Raw genomic sequence first — 24,706 nt, forward strand, 5'->3', positions numbered from 1 at the left:
TCTGGTTTTCATTAATACATACCTGTTCTAAATCTTTATTTGTCGAACAAGGCCGCGCGTTGCGCTTCCATGATTTCATTAATGCCTTTGCGAGCCACGGCCAACATGCCCATCATCTGCTCATCACTAAAGGCTTCGCCTTCGGCTGTACCTTGGATCTCAATAAAACCGCCTTTATCGTTCATGATGACGTTCATGTCTGTTTCAGCGTTTGAATCTTCTGGGTAATCCAAATCCAACACTGGCACGCCTTTATAAACGCCAACAGAAATAGCGGCGATTTGCGATACAATTGGGTTCTCTTTTACCTTCTTGTTCTCGACCAAAACGCGCATCGCGTCCGCCAAAGCAACAAAACCGCCCGTAATAGACGCCGTACGAGTGCCGCCATCAGCTTGAATCACATCACAGTCAATCGTAATCGTATTCTCACCCAATTTTTTCAGATCCACTGCTGCACGCAAAGAACGACCAATCAAACGCTGAATCTCAACGGTACGACCCGTTTGTTTACCACGCGCGGCTTCACGATCCACACGGCTGTGCGTAGAACGCGGCAACATACCATATTCTGCCGTGATCCAACCTTGGCCCTTGCCTTTCAAAAAACGCGGCACGCCATGAACCACAGTCGCAGTACAAATAACTTTCGTGTCGCCACATTCGATCAGCACCGAGCCTTCGGCATGTTTGGTAAAATTACGCGTGATTTTCAGGGGACGTAATTGATCTGCTTCTCTTCCGCTTGGACGCATACTTGCTCTCTCTGTCTGTTAACCATCATAAAGGCGCAATTATAACGAACCCACACAAAATTGCGCCCCCAGCCAAAGGAAAACATGACATTTAGCAAGCCTGTCGAACCCCGCCTCGTTAGGCTACAATATCGCCTTTGTATTGCTCTGAGACCTTTGCACGAAGTCACGAGCGAAGCCAAGACGAGGCAAAAATAGACGAGAAAGCGGATAACTACATGGATGTAGTTATTAGGGCGACGCAGGAAGCCAAAGCCGAGTTATGGGTTATAAATGAGCATTTTTGAGTCTATTTCTAACAAAGTATTGGCAAGCACAGTAATCGTGCAAAGGTCTCTTTATTTATTTTTTACGTAGGTACTTAACATGACAGCAAGCATGACCGCCTTCTCACGCCAAGAAGCCGTATACGATTGGGGCACCATCAGCTGGGAAGTTCGCTCAGTGAATCAGCGCTACCTAGAACCCAGCTTCCGTCTGCCAGAAAACTTCCGCGAACTAGAGTTTGCGTTTCGTGATGTGCTGCGTAAAAAACTCAATCGAGGCAAACTGGAATGCCAACTGCGCTTTCAAGGTGTGGACAAAGCGGCCACCAACTTAACCATTAACCCAAGCAACGCCCAAGCCTTGGCAAGCGCCATCGAAACACTTGGCACTTGGTTTAAAGATCTCGATCCTGCGAACCCGCTCGACATCCTTAAATGGCCAGGCATCCTCAGCGACGAAGGCAGTGACTTTGACCTTATGAAAAAAGCCGTTATGGAACTTTTCAATAAATCAGTCGACGAAATGATCCAAGTTCGCCTACGCGAAGGAGCACAACTAAAAGACATCATCGAACAACGTCTTGATGCCATAGACGCCATCGTTGTAGAAGTGCAAGCCAAACTGCCAGAGATCATCGCGGCGCAAAAGCAAAACTTACTGGATAAACTCGAAGCTGCCAAAGTCGACCTCGACCCAATGCGCGTCGAAGCCGAAATCGTCCTACTGGCACAAAAAGCCGACGTCGCCGAAGAACTGGATCGCCTCGCCACGCACACCAAAGAAGTCCGCCGCCAGCTACAACAAAAAGGCCCCATCGGCCGCCGACTCGACTTCCTAATGCAAGAACTCAACCGCGAAGCCAACACCCTTTCGTCAAAATCCATCGTCGTGGAAACCACCCAAAGCGCCGTGGAATTGAAAGTGTTGATTGAGCAAATGAGAGAACAGATACAGAATATTGAGTGAGGCATTCTTCTATTAAGCTGCCTATAAATGCAGTGAAGAGGTGGACTCCACCTCTTCACTAGCTCTCTGATTCTGACTATGGAATAGCGTTAGCTTAATTTAACTCTGACCCGTTTTATTCTTTTACTTTCATTGAAAAAGCGCTGCATTTTCCTGTTTGCGCTGATCCAATGTCTTAGCAATCGCAGACACTGTTGTTTTACTGATCCCTTGCTGCTGTGCCAGATACGTAAATTGACTGATGGCTTCTGCGACTTCTTCAATGACTTGCCTTGCATCATTCCAATTCGAAAAGCCAGCACTGGTAGCAAGTTTTTGCATCACCTTAAGCGGTGGCGCTTTGCCATAACCTCCGAACGCAGTGGCGTGTTCGTTAAATGGATGCGGGCTGTAGGTAACATCGTAAAAAGGTGCAGGATCCCATTGACCGTCGTCCGCTTGCAAAAACGCCCAGTTTTTACTGTGGTCGTCTTGATTAGACGACAGCAGGTTAAAAACGGCGCGGCGAAATTGCAGTTGTCCAGCCGCTGGAGATTTACACAACTGACGGCTGGCTTTAATTAAATCAATGTAATCTAAACTTGGTGTTCGAAAGTCTGCATCCAGCAGCCCACACGCGCTGTGCATATGCAATCGACCTGAACTACGATTGCTGCCTAAGTCGGCCTGTTCAATGACATAATCAAAACGCTTAAGCGCTAACCACGCAGGCGCACCGCTTGAGGATGGTGCTTCAATGAGTTGCCATAGCGGTGGTTGACACTTAGCTTGCTCAGCCATTTGTAAATAGACTGCCTCACACAAACCTTCTTCATGGCCGAGCGCGAGATTTTTAGAAGTAAATTTAATCAGCCACGCTTCATCACCAGGCTTTGCAAAGGTTCGACAATGCCGAGTTTCTCCAGCAAGCATATAAATCTGTGCCTTGGGTCTTGCCCCACCCGAACTACCTCCGGCGACTAATGCGGCCAACACCTGTTGCGTATGCCCATCCAACTCATCGTGGTTGTCGTCCATATAATCTGACATCGAAGAATCGAACAGCGTTTGTGCTTCTAAGCCCAAAGTTGCTAAATCAATATCCGCATGCGTCGTGGCTGAAAACTCAGATACCGGAGAAAAAGACAATGCTCCCATGCCTTTATCACCGACAAAGGCCAGTCTATCCATCGCCGTTAATTGATTAGGCAGGATGCCCTTTTGCCGGAAAATACGATCTTGTAACAGCATGCCCCAGCCATCAGGTAAACAATCCCCAAATACGCCATGTACACCTTGATGAGGCGCTTTAGGGGCGGCTTGAACTTGCGCGTTCGCTTGCAAGGTAAAAGGTGATAAATTGCCAAACTGCTGCAAATAGCTGTCTGCATACTGAAAAAAAACGCCTTGCCGATTCTGCGCCAAGACCCCGGCAGCGAGCTGCTCGCCAGAGCTTAATCTACGAGTTACATTAAGCTTCTGAATGGGTTTAAAACTCATCTTTTAGCACCTCATCAATACTCGTGGGTATAGTAGCGCGTTCTTTGCTCGGCTGTGTGAGCTGATAAAGCCTATCCAATGAGTCGAGGGTCTGCCATAGCAATAGCAATTGGCGAAATGAAATTTGCCCAGTCAACTCAAACTTCTTAATGGTGGCCGCTGGTACACAGCTTCGCTCAGCAAGCGCCGCTCGTGACAGCTTTGCCTGCTTTCGTAACTCACGTAAATAAGCCGCATAGGCTTGGCTTACATCGGTATCATCAAGTAAAGTAAAATTCATCCGCAAAGACCAAATGGATACAGTTATATCCATTATAGCGAAATAAAACAAAAAGTGGATATTATTGTATCCATTATTAAATGAAGTGTTGAAAAATTACTCGATAAAGCCTTTCAAAACTGCTATTTCTAGACCCTAACAGCAGCATAAAAACGGCGCGGTTTTTCCATTGCTAACCACTAAGATTTAGTAAAAGCCATAGGCAAGTGGTGGGCAGTTTGGTGGGCAAACAGGCATTTTTGAACGGTTTCTTTTCGATAACTCATTGAGTTTGTTAGGGGCTAGGCCGCTACTCAATGAGCAGATCCAGAATATTGAATAGATAAAATATTACTAAGCTTGAAAACAAGGAGATAGGACCTATTGTATTATTTATAACTTATTGATGTAGAGATGAATAATGAGAAATACTATTTCCTTTTCACGTTCCATAGTAAAAACATTGTCTGCTGTAGAAGCGGAACAAGCTCGCTCTAATCAACATGAATTAAATGGTGTTGCTGAACTTAAGAAGCTTCTTGGTGAGAACAAAATTACCTTTCGTGCAACCTTTTCGACAAGAGGAAGTAACGATCAAGTTGATTCAGATTTGACTTGGTATGATGCTCGAGAAGATCACCCCACTCGCAGTGAGTTCAGGCTATATTTTCAGACGAATTCTGTAATGTCGCAAGCCAAGGCTGGGAGCACCCTATATCTTGGTTTTGATGATAACGGTGCTTTCAACGTTGAATTAGTTCCGTAAGTCATATCTAAATTTGGGAAGTGCATTTTTGCGATAGTAAAGATGCACTAAACCTATCTAACTTACTACCATTTACATAGCACTCAATAAGCTCCATTGGATTTTCGACAAGAGGAAGTAACGATCAAGTTGATTCAGATTTGACTTGGTATGATGCTCGAGAAGATCACCCCACTCGCAGTGAGTTCAGGCTATATTTTCAGACGAATTCTGTAATGTCGCAAGCCAAGGCTGGGAGCACCCTATATCTTGGTTTTGATGATAACGGTGCTTTCAACGTTGAATTAGTTCCGTAAGTCATATCTAAATTTGGGAAGTGCATTTTTGCGATAGTAAAGATGCACTAAACCTATCTAACTTACTACCATTTACATAGCACTCAATAAGCTCCATTGGATCAAGGTAAAAACATCTAATCGGAGGATAATCTTCATCTAGAACACCTCTTGATTTACCACGCTCTATCATATGAACCGAATGCAAAGGCCCGCTTCCTGGGAAAACAAAAGCATTTCCCACTTCAGCGTTTTGAGCATAAACCTTTAATGCTTTGGCGTAAAAAAACTGCTTTACAATATCCCCCCACCCAGGAGCACTTTGAATATCACTAGCGCCATAGTACTTAGCATCAATCACTACATACTTATTAGATTTAGGGGCTTTTAAAACGGTATCTGTTCGTTGAGCTTTAGAAGCCGCCTGTTTAAGAGTTCCATCCTTAAAACGATACGAAGGTATCGCTAGCAGCTGGTTGACAGGAAAAACCCACTTCAAAGAACTATCGAGCATTTTTTCCCACATGTAATGAAAATGACGCAGACCAATCAGGCTACCTCTCTCAGCCCCCCTTGTGCTCTTAAGGTATCTAATCATCAAATGTATCAGACGAATATCTCGTTCAGCGTAAACACTTAGCAACTCTTTTTCTAAGACTGCTATCTGAGCTTCTACTTCCATCAGCGAGTCTGGTATATGACTGATTTCACCAGAAATTTCTACATCTGTACCAGTAATGATCCAGCTATAGGATTGATCTAATTTTCTAATAATTTGTGCATGTACCCTAGCCACCTCACAGTCTGAAACATAGTGCTGTCGAGTGCCATCTATATCAAGATAAACGGGGCCCGATTCTCCAATAAACGCCGTCTGAGATGATATAGTTCGCTTCCAGTTAAACTTACCGGTATTTTTAACGTGCTCTCGGAAACGCTTTGAATAAACGCCATTCGTACAAAAGTCTTCCAACAAGTCTGTAACTAGACTTAATTGGAACGCACCAACATCGCCATCACCTTCTTCAGCTGTTTCTATTGATGGTCGTTCGTTGAGATAGCGACGAATGCCTCTCATCAAAAGAGCAGCATTCCGAAGCTTCTGCTTACTTGTCTTTGCACTCAAAGCAGTATTGCGAGGCAAAAATACATGTAACTTATCTTTACCCAATACAAAGCCTGTGAAGTGAACGACATGCTCACCTACTTTCAAGATATTATGTTTTTCGAGCTCATGCCTTACATCAAAAGGCAAACTACTTACTTGCTGCCTATCGTTATAGAAAGCAGGAGCCTGAACCATCTATACTTCTCCGTCATTGTAGACAGCGGGATTCAAATCTCCACTACTGATAGTGCTTTCCAAAGAAGCTAAGGCCTCTTCGATAGAGCTGTTGAATACAGATTGTTTTTCATCGTATGCTCGACTCAACTCTCCAAACGTGTTGATACTTTCTAAAAAGATGAGCCCTTTACGTCCATGTCTCAGCACATCATCCCAAAGGTACATAAAGAGCTTACCTTTAAGAGCGGCTTGAGGATCACTAGCTAGCTCGGCTTCTGATAAGAACCGATGCCCCAGCAACCTGTCCTCAGGAATGTTTTGACTTGATAGGGTCTCGTTAATAACTTTTGCAAAATTAGACCACTCAATACCGATCACACCATCGGCAGTCGGAATTTCTAAAACACCTTTTGGGGCCTTTGAATAATCAATCGGTAAATACCTAAATTCCCAGCGACGCTTAAAGGCAGTATCCAATGGCATAACCGCTTGATCACTACTATTCATTGTCGCGAGTATCGAGAGGTTATTAGGAATAACAAGGCGGCCTAGGGCAAAGCTGTTGTTCGTATTCTGATTTAGGTACGCAAGCATATCGGGATCAGAAATACTTATCGGATACGTACTACAACCGTCAGGAGCTCTATCTAATAGCTGGAAAACCTCACCAAAGACCGCTGCAGCGGGGGCTCGGTTGATTTCTTCGATAACAAGACTAACAAGTCGATCTGGCTCATTAGTGGCTTTTATTATAGCCTCGGTAAAGGGCCCTGCTCGGAAGCCGTAACCGACTTTATCACCGTTCATAACGGGTTTTAGACAGCCAACAAAATCACCATATTGAGTATCAGGATGAAACACTGTTCTGATCGTATTTGCTTCATCTACTTCTTGGGCAATGGAATAACTCTTTCCTGTCCCAGGAGCACCGTAGTAAATTATATTTTTACCTTTGCTCACCAATTTGTATTCACTCCGTGAAAGAAAGCGACTCTCTCTAACTACTAGCTGCCCAGCATCTAATCTAGATAGATACTCCTCTTCATCAGGCAACTGACTATCAATATACTTAATAGCAACTTCTAAATGCTCCCTGGTTAAAGGTAAAAATTTTTCAACGTAATGCAACGAGTTAACAACAGATATAATTTTGTTAATTACAGAAAAAAGAGGGAGAGTTTGAACTGTTGAAAGAGCATTTACGACTTCATCAGACATGAAAGTTGAGAATAGGTCTCTCCACGATTTTTCGACATATTCCCTACTTTCATAAAAATCATCAAAGTTTCTGGATATATCTTTCAATGTTCTGCTCAATTGAACTAATGAAATTGAAAAGCATTTAATAGAGCCGCGTCTACCAGTGTTAGAAAACTCTATTGATGGAGCTACTGATCTATACTTGATTATCATTTGGCTATCTAGCTGACTACAACTTTCTACAAATTGGTCTATACGCATATTCCGTCACTTCAATTCTGAATATTGCCTGAGAATTTATACAGTGTTATTATTGCCCGGACTTAAACCGGATAAATATATAGCTATGTCTAACACTATTACTTTTGAATCTGAATATATCAGAGATTTACGCAAAAACCTTGGTCTTGGGCGAACAGAGCTTGCAAACCTACTTGGTCTGAACTCATCAGGCGAACGCACTATCCGAGGTTGGGAAGAAGGAGAACATAAGCCAAGCCCTAAGAAATGGCAAGATATCCAGAATATCGAGCGTAAGATGAAAGAAGCATTAGAAAATGCACCGTTTCAATACGACAATGATCTAATTGGACAATTTAGTTTTATTGATCTGTTCGCAGGTATAGGCGGTATACGTTTACCTTTCCAACAATTAGGTGGAAAATGCGTTTTTACATCAGAGTGGGATAAATTCGCGCAAAAGACATACTTAGCCAACTTTGGCGAAATGCCTCACGGCGATATAACAGAAATCAAAGCGGCTGAGATCCCTTCGCATGACCTACTCTTAGGCGGTTTTCCATGTCAATCTTTCTCCCAAGCAGGCCTAAAGCAAGGCTTCAGTGATACACGCGGAACCATGTTCTTCGAGATTCAGCGTATTCTAGCAACGAAAAGACCTAAGTCATTTATGCTGGAAAATGTTAAGCAGCTGCAAGGTCATGATAAGGGACGAACTCTACAAACGATTGTAGATATTCTTCGTGGTGAGCATAAACAAGAAGTTCCAGATGATGTTCCGATGAGCGAAGAAGCACGGAGTGCCCTCTCCAAAAGGCTCAACTACTGGGTTGGTTACAAGGTTCTTAGGGCAGCGGATTTTGGCTCACCACAAAACCGTGAGCGTATTTTTATTGTTGGGTTTGATAAAGACCAGTTCCCTGAAACAAACTTTGATGAGACCTTCTCTTGGCCCACAGCACCAAAAACGCCAACTCGTGTCGGTGACATATTGCAATATGATCATGAATTAGCAAAAGAATTCACTTCAGAAGGCAAAGATAAATACACCATTTCAGATAAGTTATGGGCAGGTCATCAGAAGCGCAAAGAAAATCATAAAACCAAAGGTAATGGCTTTGGCTATTCGCTTTTCAATGCAGACAGCGAATACACCAACACTATTAGCGCTCGCTACTACAAAGACGGCTCTGAAATTCTGATTGACCAAAGACACCTCTACAAAAACCCTAGGAAACTAACGCCTAGAGAATGTGCGAGACTACAAGGTTTTCCTGAGAACTTTATCGTTAATGCAGTATCTCAAGGCCAAATATACAAACAATTTGGCAACTCGGTATGTGTGAATGTTATCAACGCACTTGCACAGGAAATGATACACACCTTACGTAAAGCTGAAGACCAAAAGAAAACTACCATTTCTTTCAAAGTAAATTAGCCAGAAAAATATCCAATCAACTTACTAACATGTTCCGATTGAAGAAGAACTTCTTTGGATGAATCGCTGTAAATTTCTGGCGATTCATCATCCCCTTCATTGATAGCAGGACTGATAGTATATCGTGGGGAGTCTTCGTTCTCGCGGTATTGTGGATTCTGGTGTTCGACCCAGAGAAGGTAATAAGCATCGTTCTGTCGAAAGTAGAACGAAGTACAAATGTCGTTTGGTGACGTATTGTTCGTAAGTGCGGCAGGCAAATCGCTTGCGTTAAAGCCGAGTTTTAACTTTTCCATTTTTAGCCTCCATACTGTATATACATACAGAATAAAGCATTCTTTCGTAAAAATCAGGTCCTTTTTACAGGTCAAGGGAAAAACAGCTACCTGAGATTCGGACACTATGAAATCCATTTTGAATGGAAGAGCGGACGTTTTCGAATGGTTTATCTTAGGTAACGTATTAAGTTAATTAGAGATTAGAATTCTACTCAATGAGCGGAGATTCAAAAAATTGAATAATAATTCATTAAAAAGGGTGACAGATTCAACGTTCTAACTTTGTTAGGTGATTCAATCTGTCACCCTTTTTTTCACTGATGTCTTATGAAGAGAGAATCAGTCCATAAGGCTTTTGGATTTGATGGCTGTCTTCGAAAGTTCTTTGGCAAACTCTGCAATGTCAGCTTCAAAGGCATCGACGTTGTCACGAATATCGTCCAGTTTAACTGTCTGCATAACTCGGTTTTCCATGATCACTTTTCCATTCACGATCGTGGTATCTATGTTGCTTGGGTTAGCTTGATATACCAAGGTCGCGTATGGGTTGTAGTTGGGCATCATGTTGGCAGACTGGGTTTCAAAAATGGCAATGTCGGCTTTTTTACCGACTTCCAAAGAACCAATTTGGTCTTCCATATGTAGCGCTTTGGCGCCGCCTAAGGTGGCCATTTCTATCACTTGCTCAGGGATCATAATAGTACGATCAGAATACTTTAGGCGCTGCATATTGGCGGCGTAGCTTAGGGTTTTGACCAAATCCACTTGGTTAGAGCTCATAGGGCCATCGGTTCCCAAACCTATTCTCATGTCTGCACGATACATTTCCCAAGCGGGTGCAATCCCTGTAGCGCCTTTGGCATTCGCCATTGGGTTATATGCAATCCCGACGTCAGCCGCTTTTAAGAGTTTCTGATCGTTTGGCGTTAAATGAATACCATGGGCAATCACAAGGCGTTGATCAAGTACGCCTATTTCAGATAGATACTCAATGGGCGTTTTTGCTTGAGCTTCGCCTTCTAGGCGTTTTTCTTCGTTAGGAAATTCACCCACATGTATTAATACAGGAACATCTTGCTGCTCTGAAAGTGCATGAATCTCTTGTAGTTTTTCCTTACTGACGGTGTAAATCGCATGGGGCGCATAAGCCGGTGTGATCAAAGCGTCACCCTTGTATTCTTCGACAAACTTCTTGCCATACTCCACACCGCCGTAGGGTGTTTTGGCGTCGACCACAGGGAATTTAATCACGGTTTCGCCCAGCACAGCACGCAAGCCCACTTCTTTGGTGGCCTTAGCCATTTCATCCATGTGGTAATACATATCGGCGTACGTCGTCACACCACTTTGAGCCAGTTCAATCGCTCCAAGCTTGGTGGCGTTGTAAATTAAATCACGGCTGAGTTTTTGTGCTTCAAGCGGAAAGAAATAGGCAAATAGACGATTCGAGATACCCTCTTCCCCCAGTCCTCGGAAGGCAATCATAGGAAGATGGTTATGAGCATTTACCATTCCCGGCAGAATGATTCCGTCATGGGCATCAATCACCTTTTTCGCTTGGTATTGTTGCATTAGTTCATGACCACCGACGGCGATAATGGTGTCATCTTTCACCACCACAACCCCATCATCAATCACTTCCATCTCGGTGTTAATGGTTAACACTTGACCATTGTGAATAATAAGATCGGCGTTGTCGCCGCGAGGCATTGTTGTACAACCAGTGAGAAAAAACACGCTGGCGATCCCAACCAAATATTGAAACTTCATTGCTAAACCTTACTGTTTTTTAATCTTTAGGTACTCGGTATTTTAATGATACCTATATAACTATTTACAATATAGACAGTTGATATATAGGGATAATATTTTTACACCTCGCCCTATCTCATTAATATTGCAAACAATCTAGGCTTTTCCCCTGTCGGCATATCGTCACTAAAGTGTCATATTTTCACGCTAGAGTGGCTGCCACGCTCCCGATCTACTAAATCGAATTCAACACACTCTCATGGGTAAGGAAGACTTTATGAAACGCCTTTGCACTCTCGCTTTTTCCTCTGTTATCGCGGCTAACGCTGCGTATGCGGATTTTTCTTTAGATAGCCGCTACGTTGATAACGATAACGATCTCGTGGCGGATATCCCAACGGACAAATCGCAGCTAACTGACCCTAGCACGCTAATTTTTGCCTACACGCCAGTAGAAGATCCAGCGGTATACGAAGATGTTTGGTCCGACTTTCTTGAGCACATGGAAGACGTAACGGGTAAAAAAGTAAAATTCTACCCAGTACAGTCTAACGCGGCGCAAATTGAAGCCATGCGTGCAGGTCGTCTTCATGTAGCGGGTTTCAATACAGGTTCAAACCCTCTAGCTGTTGCGTGTGCGGGCTTTCGTCCCTTCGCTATGATGGCGGCGGCAGATGGTTCATTTGGTTACGAAATGGAAATCATCACTTACCCAGGTTCTGGCATTAATAAGCCAGCAGACATCAAAGGTAAGAAGCTTGCCTTTACATCTCAAACCTCGAACTCTGGCTTTAAAGCGCCCTCTGCGATTTTAAAAGCGGACTTCGACATGCTTCCTGAGCGCGATTTTGAACCTGTTTTTTCTGGTAAACATGACAACTCTATCCTAGGCGTTGCGAATAAAGACTACCCAGCCGCAGCCGTTGCTAACTCTGTTTTGCACCGTATGGTCGAGCGTGATGTCGTGAAAGCCGACCAAATTAAGTCCATTTATAAGTCTCAAACCTTCCCAACTACGGGCTACGGTGTGGCGTATAACCTAAAGCCTGAGCTACAAGAGAAGATCAAAGAAGCGTTTTTCACGTTTAATTGGAAAGGCAGCAAACTGAAGCAAGAATTCAAAAGTGAAGATCAATTCTTACCTATTACATTCAAAGAACATTGGAACGTTATTCGTAAAATTGATACCGCCAATGGCGTTTCTTACAGCTGCAAATAGGCGATCACGTGTTAAAACTTGAACATTTAAAGAAACGCTATAAATCTGGCCCTTGGGTACTGAAAGACATTAGCTTTGAAGTACCTGAAGGAGAAATCGTTGGATTAATCGGCCCCAGTGGGGCCGGTAAATCTACCTTGATCCGCTGTATCAATCGTTTGATTGAACCATCCGAAGGTAACATTTACTTGGCAGACGCTTGCCTTAGCAAGCTGTCCACCAACCAAATGCGTACCCAACGTCGCAAAATCGGTATGATCTTCCAAGAATATGCGCTGGTCGAACGACTAAGCGTGATGGAAAACGTTCTATCTGGTCGATTGGGTTACTTGCCATTTTGGCGTAGCTTCTTGCGTAAGTTCCCGAGCAACGACATAGACAACGCCTTTGAATATTTGGACCGTGTTGGATTAATCGATCATGCCAACAAGCGTGCAGATGAGTTATCTGGCGGCCAACGACAACGTGTCGGCATTGCTCGCGCTCTGGCGCAGGATCCACGCCTTTTACTGGTCGATGAACCAACAGCAAGCTTAGACCCAAAAACCTCACGCCAAATCATGCGTCTGATCCAGTCTATCTGCCGTGAGAACGGTTTGCCGGCCATCATCAACATCCACGATGTGCCATTAGCCCAGCAATTTGTGGATCGTATTATCGGTCTTCAAGGTGGCGAAGTCGTATTCGATGGTAAGCCGGATGAACTGACCGAAGACGTTCTGACGCGTATTTATGGTGACGAAGACTGGCATCCAGAACCTCAGGATGATGCGGATGAACTTGAACAGGCGGAGGTGGCTTAATGCGTACTTGGCAAAGGCCGCATTACCTAGTCCCCAATAAACGCTGGCGCTTAGCGCTGTGGGTTATGTTTATTGCCTATTTAGTGGTTGGCATTGGTAGCGTCGAGGTTAACTGGATGCGTGCTTATGAAGGTTTAGATCGCGGTGCAAAATTCCTTGCTGGCTTTTTACAGCCAGACTTTACCAGCCGCGCGAAAGACATCTACGCTGGGATTTTAGAAAGCCTGACAATGACGGTCACCTCGACCGTAGTGGGCATTTTGCTGTCATTGCCTTTTGGGGTGGGTGCAGCGCGTAATATTTCTCCTAAACCTGTGTACTTGTTCTGTCGCTCTTTCATCGCTTTGTCGCGCTCTATGCAAGAGATCATTGTGGCGATATTCCTTGTCGCCTTGTTTGGATTTGGTGCATTTGCCGGCTTCCTAACGCTGACTTATGCGACTATTGGCTTTCTTGGCAAGTTGCTGGCCGAAGAAATCGAAGGCATTGACCGCAAGCAGTTAGAAGCAATCAGCGCCACGGGCGCCTCTTGGTTACAGCGCGTTCACATGGCCATTTGGCCGCAAGTGATGCCACGTATGATTGGTTTGTCTTTTTATCGTTTTGATATCAACTTTCGCGAATCCGCGGTGATCGGTATTGTTGGCGCTGGCGGTATTGGCGCGACCTTAAATACAGCCATCGATCGCTACGAATACGATTCAGCTGGCGCCATTCTTCTTATCATTATTGTCATTGTTATGGCGTGCGAATACTTATCAGGATGGATTAGAAAATGGGTCAGTTAGATCAATCGACGCTTTGGCATAGCAATAATCGTCGCCACGCGCGGATCGTCTGGGGGTTCTGGTTTATCACTGTGTTGCTAACAGTTTACTGTTGGCAGGTGATGAACGAAGAAACCATGTGGGTGTTTGTCTACGATGCTCCAGAACAAGGTGCAGATCTTCTAAGCAGGATGTTTCCGCCAAACTGGCTTTATATAAACCAGCTGTACGAAGCCTTGTGGGACACTCTCAACATCGCTACGTTAGGTACTTTGCTTGGTGTGATATTGGCGTTTCCCGTTGCGTTTTTAGCGGCCAGAAACACCACACCATCAACGAAGTTTGTTCGCCCTGTTGCGCTGTTTATCATCGCGGCATCGCGTTCTATCAACTCCTTGATTTGGGCATTGTTACTGGTGTCTATCTTAGGGCCTGGGATCTTGGCTGGCATCATCGCCATCGGCTTACGCTCTATTGGTTTTGTCGCCAAGCTGCTTTATGAAAGCATAGAAGAAACCAATGGCACCAGTGTGGAAGCAATCGAGTCTACGGGAGCATCACGCTTTCAGGTGATCAACTACGCAATCATCCCGCAGATATTGCCAGCCTTCTTGAGCATCGCGATCTTTCGCTGGGATATTAATATTCGAGAATCGACGATTCTAGGACTCGTTGGCGCGGGCGGCATCGGCTTGTTCTTATCCTCGTCACTGAATACCTTGGCGTGGCCTCAAGTGACTCTGATCATCCTTGTGATCCTTGCCACCGTGGTCATATCGGAATACTTCTCTGCAAAAGTACGTAGCTTGCTGATCTAAAAAAAACCAAAACACCGTGAAATTGAACATGCTGATAAAGCAAATGAAAAACTAGGTTCAAACCATCGAATAAAAGAACCCTAGTGAATGTCTGAAAACAGATGTTTTCTAGGGCTTTCTTATGATTGTCTTAATCACGCAGCTACAAATTCAAACAATTCACTTACGATGTTTTTTTAAACAATCGGTTAGAATGCAATCCTCAAACAACAGTACAAGATCCAGCTCTCATTATGGAAGATGATTCATGACGTTTAATCACCCAGTATTTTTTACTCGTCTATTTATAATGTTATGGTGTGTTTTTGCCTCTGCTGTAGCTCTTGCCGATATCCCCACACAAGTCATTCAAGGTTCATCTGTAAAATTAGAACAGTTTCAGATGGGATACTTTGTTGATAAAACAGAGAAAATGCGTTTCTCTGACGTGCAACAACAAGCGTTCCAGTTATCGCCAAATGGTGTGTCATTAGGCACAACATCAAAAATAACATGGGCAAAAATCGAAATTGAAAATACAAATACGACGCCCATTAAAGTTTATCTCCATCATCCTTATGCTTATCACAATCACAAAGTAGAACTTTATGAGGTTGTAAAAGGTACGCTAACCCGCGAACGCGTGCTCGATATGGATAGAGAAGAAACACAACAGTGGATGTATCGCGGTAGCGCTGTGTTTGATATCACATTAGAACCCAATCAGCACAAAACATTGTTCGTCAAAAGTCAGTCTTTTTCGCACCAATGGTTCACGCTAAACCTATACGATGAGGATCAATCAAAAAGAGCCTTGTTGGGGTTATACACAGATATCGCCTTGCTCGTTGGTATGTTATTAGCTCTGATAATCTACAACTTCCTGCTGTTCTTTTCGTCTCGTTTAAGAGAGCACTTCTTTTACGCCTGCTATCTAGTTGCTGGCGGTTTTTGGGTTGCACTCTCTTATGGATTACTCGCTGATCTTTTCAATGTCTACGGCTCGATCACTTTAAAATGGCATTTATCACTCGTTGCTATGCCTATATTTTTACTGCTTTTCATGATCAATATTTTTGAAACTAAGAAGAAATACCCTATCGAGCATTGGGCACTGCTTTCCATCCTTACCTTGCTAATTTGTGACTTTGTTTATGGCTTGTTTGATATGATTACGGCCCTTAACTATTCAAGCACGCTAGCAGCCATAATGATGGTCGTCAGTGTTTCTGTAACTATTTCTATGCTGATTCGAAAACACCCTATCGCACCCTTCTTTTTACTGGGGCACGGACTGTTCGCCCTATTTAGCACCATGGCTGTCTTGTTTTACAAAGGCAAAGCCGAATTTACTTATATAAATAGCCACGGCGTTGGTATCGGTATCATGCTTGAGGCATTGGTCTTATCCCTCATCATTGCGTATCGCATTCGTTCACTAGAAACCATGAAGGCCGCGCAAGATGAGCTGAAACTGTTGGCATCAACAGACTCGTTAACACAACTATTCAACCGACGTCACTTCAATACCGAAGCCGAATTTCTATTACAGCAGGCCAAACAGTTCCAGCAACCCGCCGCCATAGCCATGCTTGATATTGATCACTTTAAAAAGATCAATGACACCTATGGTCACAGCTTTGGAGATAAAGTCATCGTTCAAGTTGCCAGCACCTTAAGAGCACAATGCCGAGAACAAGACGTATTAGTACGCTACGGTGGCGAAGAATTTATTATCTTTATGCCCAATACTAAGCTTAATGAAGCATTCATGTTGGTTGAACAGATTCGGCAAGTATTAGAAAAGAAAGCCATAGAGATGAGCAATGGCAAAACCGTACACTTTACTGTTAGTGCTGGTATTGCGGCTACAGATATAGAAAGCCCCAATTTAAAGAGCAGCTTAAACCAAGCTGACAAAGCCCTTTACTGGGCCAAAGAAAATGGCCGGAATCAGTCGCGGGTATATGCAGTATAAAGAGTTAGCACTGTATTTACTCATCTCCTTACTCCCGCGGCTTATTCATGTCACGACGCAATGCCTGTAATTCTTGCTGGAGCTGTTGCATTTGCTCCATTAGCTGTTGCTGTGTCGCTTTTTCAGCGTCTATCTCTTCTTTGTGTTCATCGTCATGCATGGTTTGCACAGCATTGACGATGACAGCGATGAAGAGGTTAAGCATGGTGAAGGTAGCAATCAGAATAAAGGGAATAAAAAACGCCCAAGCATAAGGGAAGGCTTCCATGACAGGACGCGCGATGCCCATAGACCAGCTTTCTAAGGTCATCACTTGGAACAGGGTATACAAAGACGCGCCTAGGCTACCAAACCATTCAGGAAACGCCTCACCAAATAATTTGGTCACCATCACCGCAGCCACGTAATACACCAGCCCCAACACCATAGCGATAGACAACATGCCATTTAGGGATTTGATTAACGCCCCGACAATTTTTCGCATCGATGGCACGAAGGTCAGCACGCGTAAGACCCGCAAGACTCTCAGCGCACGCAACACAGCAAAAGGACCACTAGCAGGAACTAAGGCAATCCCCACGACGATGAAGTCAAAGACATTCCAACCATCTTTGAAAAACGCAAAACGATGTACCAGCAAACGAATGCTGAGCTCAATCACAAACACCGTCAAAATAGCCTTGTCCAATGCAATTAAAAACGGACCAACGGCTGCCATTACTTCAGGCGACGTTTCTAAGCCTAAAAGAACGGCATTGATTAAAATCAGCGCCAATAAAATTCGCTGCACAGTGATATTTTCAATAAACACCTTTAAGCGCTGACGCACGGAACCTGTTGGAACAAGCGATGTACTAGACATGTATAACCTCAATCTCAAGCAACCCAAAACTGGGATTAAATTGACGCCATTCTATGCCAGAGTAGAAGAAGGTCAATCTCTTTTGCTGCAAACACTTGGGGCTGTTTAAGCGTTTTTCCATACGGCTTTTCGACAGAAAGAAAGAGCAACAACCTGTAAAACCCTTTATCCTAAGTTAAATCAAAATAGTGGCTTATCCTTTACAAAGCTTTTTGTTAATCTGTAAAGACTCCTAACAATAAAGAGGTTTGAACATGAAGTTTCCATTATTAGTCATTGCTGTAACACTTGCATTAGCTGGCTGCGCAAATACTTGGGAAGGCGTGAAAGAAGATTCCTCAAAAGCTTACGACAGCACGAAAGAAACGATTCATGAAGCAACCGAATAAATCGTTTTTATAGGTTATGACAGTATTTTAAAAGCCCGCTTCTACGCATGGTAGAAGCGGGCTTTTTCACATACAAAGGTCAGCAGAAAACGCATTTTTACAGGCGTCAAATAACCATTGATGAGCGGGGCCGCGGTTTGCACCTTTTTTGTAAACAAGATCCACCGGAACGGACCAAGGCTTGTGGTCAAAAGTCACGTCGATTTTATGAATGTTGCCGGTTTGAATAAGTGGCTGAACCAAGGATAAAGGCAGGTAAGCCCAGCCTATTTTTTGTTGCATCAATTCTAAAACAGCGTAATAACTTGAACACCACCAGACACTGGGCGTCATGCTAATCAATGCTTGGGGCTCTTTTTTCAAAGTGCCACGTACGGCAATTTGACGATACGGAGCAAGGTCCGATTCCGATAGCAAACTCAGTTCGGCCAACGGAAAATCACGGTGACAAACAGCAATAAAGTCCACACCGCCAACATAGCAAAAATCGACCTGCTTGTTCGCTTCCACTTCTGAAAACATCACGCCTATGTCGACATTGCCATTAGCAACCGCGTGAATAATATCGGATGAGGTTAGAGAAAGAATATCCAGTTGGACATAAGGAAATTCATCAGCAAAAAGTGCGAGCACTGTCGACATATTGGGTACAAACAGCGCGTCGTCAACGGCTATCGTCAATGCGCTTTCCTCATTGCGAATAATAGATTCGGCAATTTTTTCAAGCTCATGGGATTGGGCTAACAGTGCTTTTGCACTGCGGATTAAGCGCTCCCCTTCTGTTGTTAGTCTTGGACTGCGAGATGAGCGATCAAACAGCTCGACTCCCAAGTCTATTTCTAAGTTACTGATGCCATGGCTCACGGCAGACTGCACCTTGCCGAGTCTTCTTGCACACGCTGAAAAAGACCCTAATTCAGCGGATAACACCAGCATATTGATTTGCTCTAAACTCAACATATGAAAAATATCGATAGTTAATAACTTTTTATCATCATAAATATCGATACTATAAAAAGCAACTTCGCCTACTTAAGTGCGAATATTTTTTGTATGGAGTAATAAACATGAGTTGGGTCTATTTGCTATTAGCAGGGCTTACTGAAATCGGCTGGCCCGTTGGATTAAAAATGGCGCAATCAGGCGGATCAAAACTGTTAGGAGTGGCCATTGCCATTTTGTTTATGACGATAAGTGGTACCTTACTTTGGTTGGCACAGAAAGAAATTCCGATGGGGACCGCCTATGCCATTTGGACAGGAATCGGTGCATCTGGTACGTTTTTGTTAGGCATTTGGTTTTATGGCGATCCGACCTCTTTGTTGCGCTACATGGGTGTATTGCTGATTATTCTTGGTGTAGTAGTGTTGAAGTTCGCTCACTAAAACAAGCACTTGCACGATAGATTCCCTTACTTTCCCCACCGCTCGATCCGATATTGCCTTGGTGATTTGCCCAGCGCTTTTTTAAAGAAGGTGATAAAAGCGCTGACGGAGTCGTAGCCTAGCTCTTCGGAGATGGTTTGGATCGGCATGTTGATCGCTAGCTTTTGCAGAGCAAGAACAATGTGAAGCTGACTTCGCCACTGACCAAAAGTGAGCTCTACATGACGCTTAATCATTCGCGCCAAAGTGCGTTCGCTCATAGCGAAGTCGCTGGCCCATTCGCCTAGAGTGCGTTTTTCGTTCGGTCTGGCAATCAGTTCAAGAGCGAGACGGTTGAGTGTTGGTTCGTCTGGAATGGGGAAATCAAACTCTTCCCGCTCCAACTGAATAAGCTGGTCGATCAGGACATCAACCAGCCGATCTGTTGCAAGGTCGGTTTCTTCATAGCGTTGTTGCGAATGCAAATGCAATATCAGTTCACGTACAAAGGGCGTGACCGTCAAGGTACAAGCAACTTCTGGCAGCGGTAAATCACGGCCATCAACAAACAACATACAAACGTCAGCATTGGGCGATATCTGGTTGCGATGCATCTCATTACTTGGAATCCACACTGCGCAACGTGGCGGCACAAGCCACATTTTGTCGTCGATAAAGCTAGTAACAACGCCAGTGAGTGGTAAAACCAGTTGGCCTTTTTGATGTTTGTGCCAAGGTGTTTCTTCACTATGCGGCACGGATTGCGAGCGCAAAACAAGAACGCGATGCGGATAATGATCCGCAAAACAAAGGTCGGTCAGTGTCTCAAAAATGCTTTTGTCTGTATTTCGCAATTTATTGTCCAAGTCTCTCAATTCAGTAAGCAGAGTAACCCATATAATAGCGAATCGACAATATCTCCCGAAAACCTCTTTTTCGAAATGGACGCCATGAAACGAATACTTAAATTAGCGCAACACGACGCGGCATTTTTACTCTTGTTTATTTTTTTGGTGGCGCTGAGTTTACGCGGCCCCGTAACAGGTTTGCCGCCGTTACTCGATAGAATCAGTACCGACCTGCATTTAAGCAGCTCCCAATCTGGTTTGCTCACCAGCTTGCCGCTGCTGGCCTTTGGTTTTTTTGCGCCGGTAGCGTCTTGGCTGACTCGCCATTTTCGCATTGAACGTATCTTAGCTTCTGGCGTGGCTTTGATTGCGATTGGCATGGTGATTCGTGCTTTTGGCTCAATAAGTACCTTGTATGTTGGTGCGATATTTATTGGCGCAGGCATTGCCATTGGTAATGTCTTGTTACCCAGTTTACTGAAACGCGAATTTCCGAATTACGTGGTTCAGCTCACGGCGATTTATGTGCTGATGATGAGCATCGGCGGCTTTTTGATGTCGAGTCTTGCGGTGCCGCTGAGTTTATATGCCGAACAGCCAAGTTTTGACCTACCAATGAGTGGTTGGTCGTTTGCTCTGGCCTGTCAGAGTTTGTTGATTCTGTTACCTCTGGTGGTGTGGTTTAGCTGCAAAATAACCCAACATCAACCGCCGCAAACCGGTAACGTTGAAATACCAACATCCGTCTGGCGCTCTGTCACAGCATGGCAAGTAGCGGGATTTTTGGCGGTCAATTCGCTAGTGAATTACGTAGTGGTCGCTTGGGTGCCGGCTATTTTAATGAGCAACGGTTACACCGATTCAACGGCTGGCTTGTATCAAGGTTATTTGCAATTGGCAGGAGCGGTTCCTTCGTTGATTTTAGCGCCGTTTATCCATCGCTTAGGCAGCCATAGACGACTCTGCTTAATTGCCACTGGATTAACGACATTAAGCTTAGCTGGCTTTTTGTTCATTCCAAGCTGGTCTGGCGTTTGGTCGGTGTCTTTTGGCTTTGGTGTCAGTATGGGCTTTATCTTAGGCTTGTCTTTTGTCAGCTTACGAACCAACAGCCCAAAACAAGCCGCAGCCTTGTCTGGTATGGCGCAGTTAATCGGTTACACACTCGCGGCTATTGGTCCTGTTTTGCTTGGTGCACTTTATGATTGGCAGCAATCGTGGACGGCATCCCTCTATGTCATGTTAAGCATTGGCGTAATTTGGATGGGTTTGGGTTGGATGGCGAGTCCAAAGCCAGACCGTTAAGTTTATGGCGAATGGTAGGCTTGAGTCGGACGGCTCAAGCGCCATAGTCTCACACTACGAGCAGCAAACACGCCACTAAATACGCCATAAAGCAGCGACAATCCATCAACAACAAATGACAAAGTGAGAAAAGAGCTTTGCATGCCTTCCATCACGCCAACCGTGTATTTAATGGTAAAAATTCCCAAAATAAGAAACAGAGGTCGCCAGCTCCCTTGAATATAAAAGCATTGCATCGACTCATCAAAACGAGCCTGCTGCGATGGAAAAATCAATACGCCAATCAGTAACGTCGCCACAAAGCTAACGCCCCAAAACAACAAGGAATCAAAACCACCACCAAAGCTTGATATCACTCCGTGCAGAGAAAATACGATCATCACAACGGGCAAAATAAAGGCTCTATTTTTCGGCACTTGTCGATCACGACTTTGCTTTATGCCTAAATAAACCAGAAAGCCTAACAGCAACCAAACCCATATAGGGGTATGCGTAACAATGTCTAACACCTTTGACTCCTATGAAAAGTTTATTTTAGAGGTAAGTACACATCCGTAATGAGTTCATGCTCAGCCACCTCTGGGAAATGGTTTTGATATTGAAAAAAACATGGCGCATCTCTCGGCTCTTCCCCGCTGCTCGGTAACCATTCGCCATAAAGGAAATACAAGCAACGACTAATACTGTCATAAGGACCAAAATGGCGAACCACGGCGTAGCGACCGCCTTCGAGGGTACTGTTGATGACACCATATTCATTGTCATCCACTTCGCTCATCACTTCTGCTGCAATGTCACAACGAAAATCTTCTGGAGCCACCACGGCGGGGTCTTCATAAACGATATTGAAAGTTCGACTTCTCGATATAGGCAATAAGCCAGATGCTTTGCGCCACTCTCTAAATATGGCGACCGATTCCATAATTCGGCTCGGTGCCCCTCGGTGCTTTAGTAATGCGATCTTTGTCGTATCGAAATGCACGATATCTACTGTCATGTTTGACTCTAGCTGCCTATCTAGCTTATGAAAGTGCAAACCTAATTTTTCTAAGTCTGGATGGCGACGAAAGTCACTTGGAGATTGTGAATAGGCTTTTTTGAAGGCTCTGGAAAAGGATTCTGGATGATCAAACTTTGCGCTCATTGCAATTTCAATAATGCGCTTATCTTTCATAAACACCAACTCATAGGAGGCTCTTTTTAAGCGCAACTGCTGTACAAATTTAAACACGCCAACGCCTATAAAATGCGTAAACTGACGGTGAAAGTGGTATTTAGAAAAACACGCCACATCACACAAAGTTTCGACGCTAAGATCGTCATCTAAGTGTTTATATATGTAATCACATACCGCTAACATGCGCTTTTCGTAATGCTTTATTGATGCCACTTTATGAGCGTTCCGTCCAATTCAGGTAGTTAGGACAGAATACCCTGTTTCTATCTAAGCGGTCATGACAGAAGTTGCTAAAGTTTCTCGCTCTCTGCCTCCTCACTCTTTTGAAGTTGCAATGGAATAGTCAGAGTAAATGTCGTTCCAACGCCCACTTCTGACACAACATCTATCCGCCCTTTCATGAGATTATTAACCCACTGGCTGACTAGGTGGAGTCCTAAACCTGTATGTTGGTTGGTGCGGCCAGTGGTCACAAAAGGCTCAAAAATACGAGCTTTGATTTCTGACGAAATGCCTCTGCCATTATCTTTGATAACAAGAACGAGGTTGTCTTGTTCCTTTTTCGCAACGAGTGTAATCACGCCTTTATCCAGTCGTTGGAAAGCATGATCTAACGCGTTATCGAGAAGATTTTGAATAATTTGAGACATGACGCCAGGGTAACCAGACATATCGATATCTTCTGGACATTCACTCTCAATATGAAGGTCCGAACGTTTTTTCAATACGGGTTTATAAGTAAACAAGATGTCATTGACAACGTTATGAAAGAAAAAATTCTGTGTGTCTTGAGCCGTTCTATCCGACACAATACGTTTAAAGCTGGTCACCACATCTAATGCACGAACAAGGTTTTTTTCCGCGATTAGCAATGAAGCATCTAGTTTTTCAAGCCCTTCGGAAGGCTGTTGCTTGGCCTCTTTATCCAGCCAGACCTTGCACGACGATAACGCCATTCTGACACCACCAAGTGGTGTATGCATTTCATGAGCTAAACCGGCGACCATCAAGCCTAGAGAAGACAGCTTGCTGGTTTCAACTAGCTCGTCTTGAAGGTCTACTAAACGCTTATTCGTCAGACTAAGCTTGCGGTTAGCCTGCTCCGCTTGAGCTTTTTCTTGCTGTACCAATTGAAGTAATCGATAGGTTTCAAATTGAGCGGTCACTTGTCGCCAAACCAACCATGCAATCAAGGCATAGAGAGCGACAGCTCCTCCGATTATGCTAAGAATTAACCTCATTCGCCACGCAGAAAATACGTCAGAATTAGAACGGGCAATAAAATACAAAGATGGCGTTTGCGAACTTTGGACATCCGCCTCTTCATCTATATACAGCTTCAAGAGACTCCATAAACGGCCATCATCGAAAATTCGCTCTAGCCCGTCCACATTATCCATTTCTTGCCAAATAGCCGGAAAATGCGTTTTGATATTAAAGCTCAAGTTGTCAGGATAGAGAATTCCACCCCATTCAAGGTTTTTGTCAGCCGCTAATACCCAATTGCCATTCAAGTCCAATATTTCTAAATACACTCCATCACTGCTAAAGGTCCGAGCAAGCTCAAATAATTTACTCAGATCATAATTCACCACCAAAATTCCAGGTATGTCGCCCTTCACTCTGACGACTCCACGAACCGTTGGCTGAAACGGGCGAACAATTTCTTTATTTTCAATATTCAAATCCAGAGAAGAAACATAGACATCCTGGATGCTATCTGGTGCATTTTTTACATAGTGCCGATCCGCTTTATTCTGTAATTGATCCTCTGGCACACGGGTAACAATGCCTGCTTGAGAGTTGATTCGGATGTGCTCTTGGCCATTTGGCATGATCCAACGAACTTGGGAGATAAGCTTAGAGGTTCGAGCAAATTGAGTGAATTCATCCACCACCTGAGCCTCCCAATCAGCAGGAATTGTTTTTTCTCTCTGTGGCGATGACAAGTCTTGAACCGGGACTGAGTTTTGAACAGCGGCATTCTGAACAGACAAACGCGCATTAATACTATTTCGCAATAATAAAGTAACGCGTTTGATATGCCCCATCTCGCGGCTAAACACACTAGTCCCACGCGACAACACTTCAGATTCATTCCATGCTAATTCACTGATTTTGTTATCTAAAAAAAACCGATAACTGCCCCAGCTAAGCAAAGCGATGATAATCAGAATGCCTGATAAATACATGCAGAGTAATGACTTTTGTGACATCCCTTTACCAAAAATCATATT

At 44.0% G+C, this 24,706-nt stretch carries 24 protein-coding genes; 11 read left to right on the top strand and 13 right to left on the bottom strand.

Going from position 1 to position 24,706, the window contains the following annotated elements; translation table 11 throughout:
* Window positions 1-35: 35 nt before the first annotated feature.
* Window positions 36-755 carry a ribonuclease PH gene (rph, locus tag KDW99_RS19880; protein ID WP_255827199.1) on the bottom strand — a complete coding sequence of 240 codons (720 nt, stop codon included), beginning with the start codon at window positions 753-755 and terminating at the stop codon, window positions 36-38.
* 366 nt (window positions 756-1,121) lie between these two features.
* Between rph and KDW99_RS19885 the strand changes: the two genes are divergently transcribed.
* Entirely contained in the window at window positions 1,122-1,988 is an 867-nt protein-coding gene (locus KDW99_RS19885) for a YicC/YloC family endoribonuclease (protein WP_255827200.1), read from the top strand.
* A 129-nt stretch (window positions 1,989-2,117) separates the two neighbouring features.
* On the opposite strand, the gene KDW99_RS19890 is transcribed toward KDW99_RS19885, so the two are convergent.
* Complete coding sequence (locus KDW99_RS19890; protein ID WP_255827201.1) at window positions 2,118-3,467, bottom strand: type II toxin-antitoxin system HipA family toxin; 1,350 nt, start codon at window positions 3,465-3,467, stop codon at window positions 2,118-2,120.
* Window positions 3,457-3,780: a helix-turn-helix domain-containing protein gene (locus KDW99_RS19895; protein WP_441901474.1), complete on the bottom strand. Its 324-nt coding sequence runs from the start codon at window positions 3,778-3,780 to the stop codon at window positions 3,457-3,459. Before KDW99_RS19895 ends, KDW99_RS19890 begins: the two co-directional genes overlap by 11 nt.
* Before the next feature lie 367 nt (window positions 3,781-4,147).
* Here KDW99_RS19895 and KDW99_RS19900 point away from each other — a divergent pair, with 367 nt between their 5' ends.
* Window positions 4,148-4,492, top strand: a complete 345-nt coding sequence (locus KDW99_RS19900; RefSeq protein ID WP_255827203.1) for a hypothetical protein — start codon at window positions 4,148-4,150, stop codon at window positions 4,490-4,492.
* Window positions 4,493-4,795: 303 nt separating this feature from the next.
* On the opposite strand, the gene KDW99_RS19905 is transcribed toward KDW99_RS19900, so the two are convergent.
* Together KDW99_RS19905 and KDW99_RS19910 are read right to left on the bottom strand one after the other, a co-directional pair.
* Window positions 4,796-6,070 (bottom strand): LlaJI family restriction endonuclease, encoded by a 1,275-nt coding sequence (locus KDW99_RS19905; RefSeq protein WP_255827204.1) that lies wholly within the window; start codon window positions 6,068-6,070, stop codon window positions 4,796-4,798.
* Complete coding sequence (locus KDW99_RS19910) at window positions 6,071-7,513, bottom strand: McrB family protein (RefSeq protein ID WP_255827205.1); 1,443 nt, start codon at window positions 7,511-7,513, stop codon at window positions 6,071-6,073.
* A gap of 85 nt (window positions 7,514-7,598) precedes the next feature.
* Here KDW99_RS19910 and dcm point away from each other — a divergent pair, with 85 nt between their 5' ends.
* Window positions 7,599-8,930, top strand: coding sequence for a DNA (cytosine-5-)-methyltransferase (dcm, locus tag KDW99_RS19915; protein WP_255827206.1), 1,332 nt, complete (start codon window positions 7,599-7,601; stop codon window positions 8,928-8,930).
* Here the strand turns inward: dcm and KDW99_RS19920 are convergent.
* Entirely contained in the window at window positions 8,927-9,226 is a 300-nt protein-coding gene (locus KDW99_RS19920) for a hypothetical protein (RefSeq protein WP_255827207.1), read from the bottom strand. The genes dcm and KDW99_RS19920 overlap by 4 nt on opposite strands.
* Before the next feature lie 321 nt (window positions 9,227-9,547).
* Window positions 9,548-10,978, bottom strand: coding sequence for an amidohydrolase (locus KDW99_RS19925; RefSeq protein ID WP_255827208.1), 1,431 nt, complete (start codon window positions 10,976-10,978; stop codon window positions 9,548-9,550).
* 259 nt (window positions 10,979-11,237) lie between these two features.
* Here KDW99_RS19925 and phnD point away from each other — a divergent pair, with 259 nt between their 5' ends.
* From phnD to KDW99_RS19950, 5 genes are all read left to right on the top strand, one after another.
* Window positions 11,238-12,179: a phosphate/phosphite/phosphonate ABC transporter substrate-binding protein gene (gene phnD, locus KDW99_RS19930; protein ID WP_255827209.1), complete on the top strand. Its 942-nt coding sequence runs from the start codon at window positions 11,238-11,240 to the stop codon at window positions 12,177-12,179.
* Between the two features lie 8 nt (window positions 12,180-12,187).
* Window positions 12,188-12,982 (top strand): phosphonate ABC transporter ATP-binding protein, encoded by a 795-nt coding sequence (phnC, locus tag KDW99_RS19935; protein ID WP_255827210.1) that lies wholly within the window; start codon window positions 12,188-12,190, stop codon window positions 12,980-12,982.
* Window positions 12,982-13,770: a phosphonate ABC transporter, permease protein PhnE gene (gene phnE / locus KDW99_RS19940; RefSeq protein ID WP_114411408.1), complete on the top strand. Its 789-nt coding sequence runs from the start codon at window positions 12,982-12,984 to the stop codon at window positions 13,768-13,770. The genes phnC and phnE (KDW99_RS19940) overlap by 1 nt, the downstream gene beginning before the upstream one ends.
* Window positions 13,758-14,567 (top strand): phosphonate ABC transporter, permease protein PhnE, encoded by an 810-nt coding sequence (gene phnE, locus KDW99_RS19945; protein ID WP_255827211.1) that lies wholly within the window; start codon window positions 13,758-13,760, stop codon window positions 14,565-14,567. The genes phnE (KDW99_RS19940) and phnE (KDW99_RS19945) overlap by 13 nt, the downstream gene beginning before the upstream one ends.
* A 247-nt stretch (window positions 14,568-14,814) precedes the next feature.
* On the top strand, window positions 14,815-16,524 hold the full coding sequence (locus tag KDW99_RS19950; protein ID WP_255827212.1) for a sensor domain-containing diguanylate cyclase: 1,710 nt from the start codon (window positions 14,815-14,817) through the stop codon (window positions 16,522-16,524).
* A 28-nt stretch (window positions 16,525-16,552) separates the two neighbouring features.
* Here the strand turns inward: KDW99_RS19950 and KDW99_RS19955 are convergent, their stop codons facing one another.
* Window positions 16,553-17,386 (bottom strand): ion transporter, encoded by an 834-nt coding sequence (locus KDW99_RS19955; protein ID WP_255827213.1) that lies wholly within the window; start codon window positions 17,384-17,386, stop codon window positions 16,553-16,555.
* A 254-nt stretch (window positions 17,387-17,640) separates the two neighbouring features.
* Here KDW99_RS19955 and KDW99_RS19960 point away from each other — a divergent pair, with 254 nt between their 5' ends.
* Entirely contained in the window at window positions 17,641-17,775 is a 135-nt protein-coding gene (locus KDW99_RS19960; RefSeq protein WP_255827214.1) for a hypothetical protein, read from the top strand.
* A gap of 66 nt (window positions 17,776-17,841) precedes the next feature.
* On the opposite strand, the gene KDW99_RS19965 is transcribed toward KDW99_RS19960, so the two are convergent.
* Window positions 17,842-18,735, bottom strand: coding sequence for a LysR family transcriptional regulator (locus KDW99_RS19965; RefSeq protein WP_255827215.1), 894 nt, complete (start codon window positions 18,733-18,735; stop codon window positions 17,842-17,844).
* Between the two features lie 107 nt (window positions 18,736-18,842).
* Here KDW99_RS19965 and KDW99_RS19970 point away from each other — a divergent pair, with 107 nt between their 5' ends.
* Window positions 18,843-19,160 (top strand): DMT family transporter, encoded by a 318-nt coding sequence (locus tag KDW99_RS19970; protein WP_255827216.1) that lies wholly within the window; start codon window positions 18,843-18,845, stop codon window positions 19,158-19,160.
* Between the two features lie 26 nt (window positions 19,161-19,186).
* Here the strand turns inward: KDW99_RS19970 and KDW99_RS19975 are convergent, their stop codons facing one another.
* Window positions 19,187-19,993 carry an AraC family transcriptional regulator gene (locus tag KDW99_RS19975; protein ID WP_255827217.1) on the bottom strand — a complete coding sequence of 269 codons (807 nt, stop codon included), beginning with the start codon at window positions 19,991-19,993 and terminating at the stop codon, window positions 19,187-19,189.
* A gap of 96 nt (window positions 19,994-20,089) precedes the next feature.
* Between KDW99_RS19975 and KDW99_RS19980 the strand changes: the two genes are divergently transcribed.
* Window positions 20,090-21,292 carry an MFS transporter gene (locus tag KDW99_RS19980; protein WP_255827218.1) on the top strand — a complete coding sequence of 401 codons (1,203 nt, stop codon included), beginning with the start codon at window positions 20,090-20,092 and terminating at the stop codon, window positions 21,290-21,292.
* Window positions 21,293-21,294: 2 nt separating this feature from the next.
* On the opposite strand, the gene KDW99_RS19985 is transcribed toward KDW99_RS19980, so the two are convergent.
* From KDW99_RS19985 to KDW99_RS19995, 3 genes are all read right to left on the bottom strand, one after another.
* Window positions 21,295-21,801 (bottom strand): DUF6622 family protein, encoded by a 507-nt coding sequence (locus KDW99_RS19985; RefSeq protein WP_255827219.1) that lies wholly within the window; start codon window positions 21,799-21,801, stop codon window positions 21,295-21,297.
* Window positions 21,802-21,821: 20 nt separating this feature from the next.
* Window positions 21,822-22,652 (bottom strand): AraC family transcriptional regulator, encoded by an 831-nt coding sequence (locus tag KDW99_RS19990; RefSeq protein WP_255827220.1) that lies wholly within the window; start codon window positions 22,650-22,652, stop codon window positions 21,822-21,824.
* A gap of 107 nt (window positions 22,653-22,759) precedes the next feature.
* Window positions 22,760-24,703 carry a sensor histidine kinase gene (locus KDW99_RS19995; RefSeq protein ID WP_255827221.1) on the bottom strand — a complete coding sequence of 648 codons (1,944 nt, stop codon included), beginning with the start codon at window positions 24,701-24,703 and terminating at the stop codon, window positions 22,760-22,762.
* Window positions 24,704-24,706 lie beyond the last annotated feature (3 nt).

Origin of the sequence: Marinomonas rhizomae (assembly GCF_024397855.1) — a bacterium.
Lineage (GTDB): Bacteria > Pseudomonadota > Gammaproteobacteria > Pseudomonadales > Marinomonadaceae > Marinomonas > Marinomonas rhizomae_A.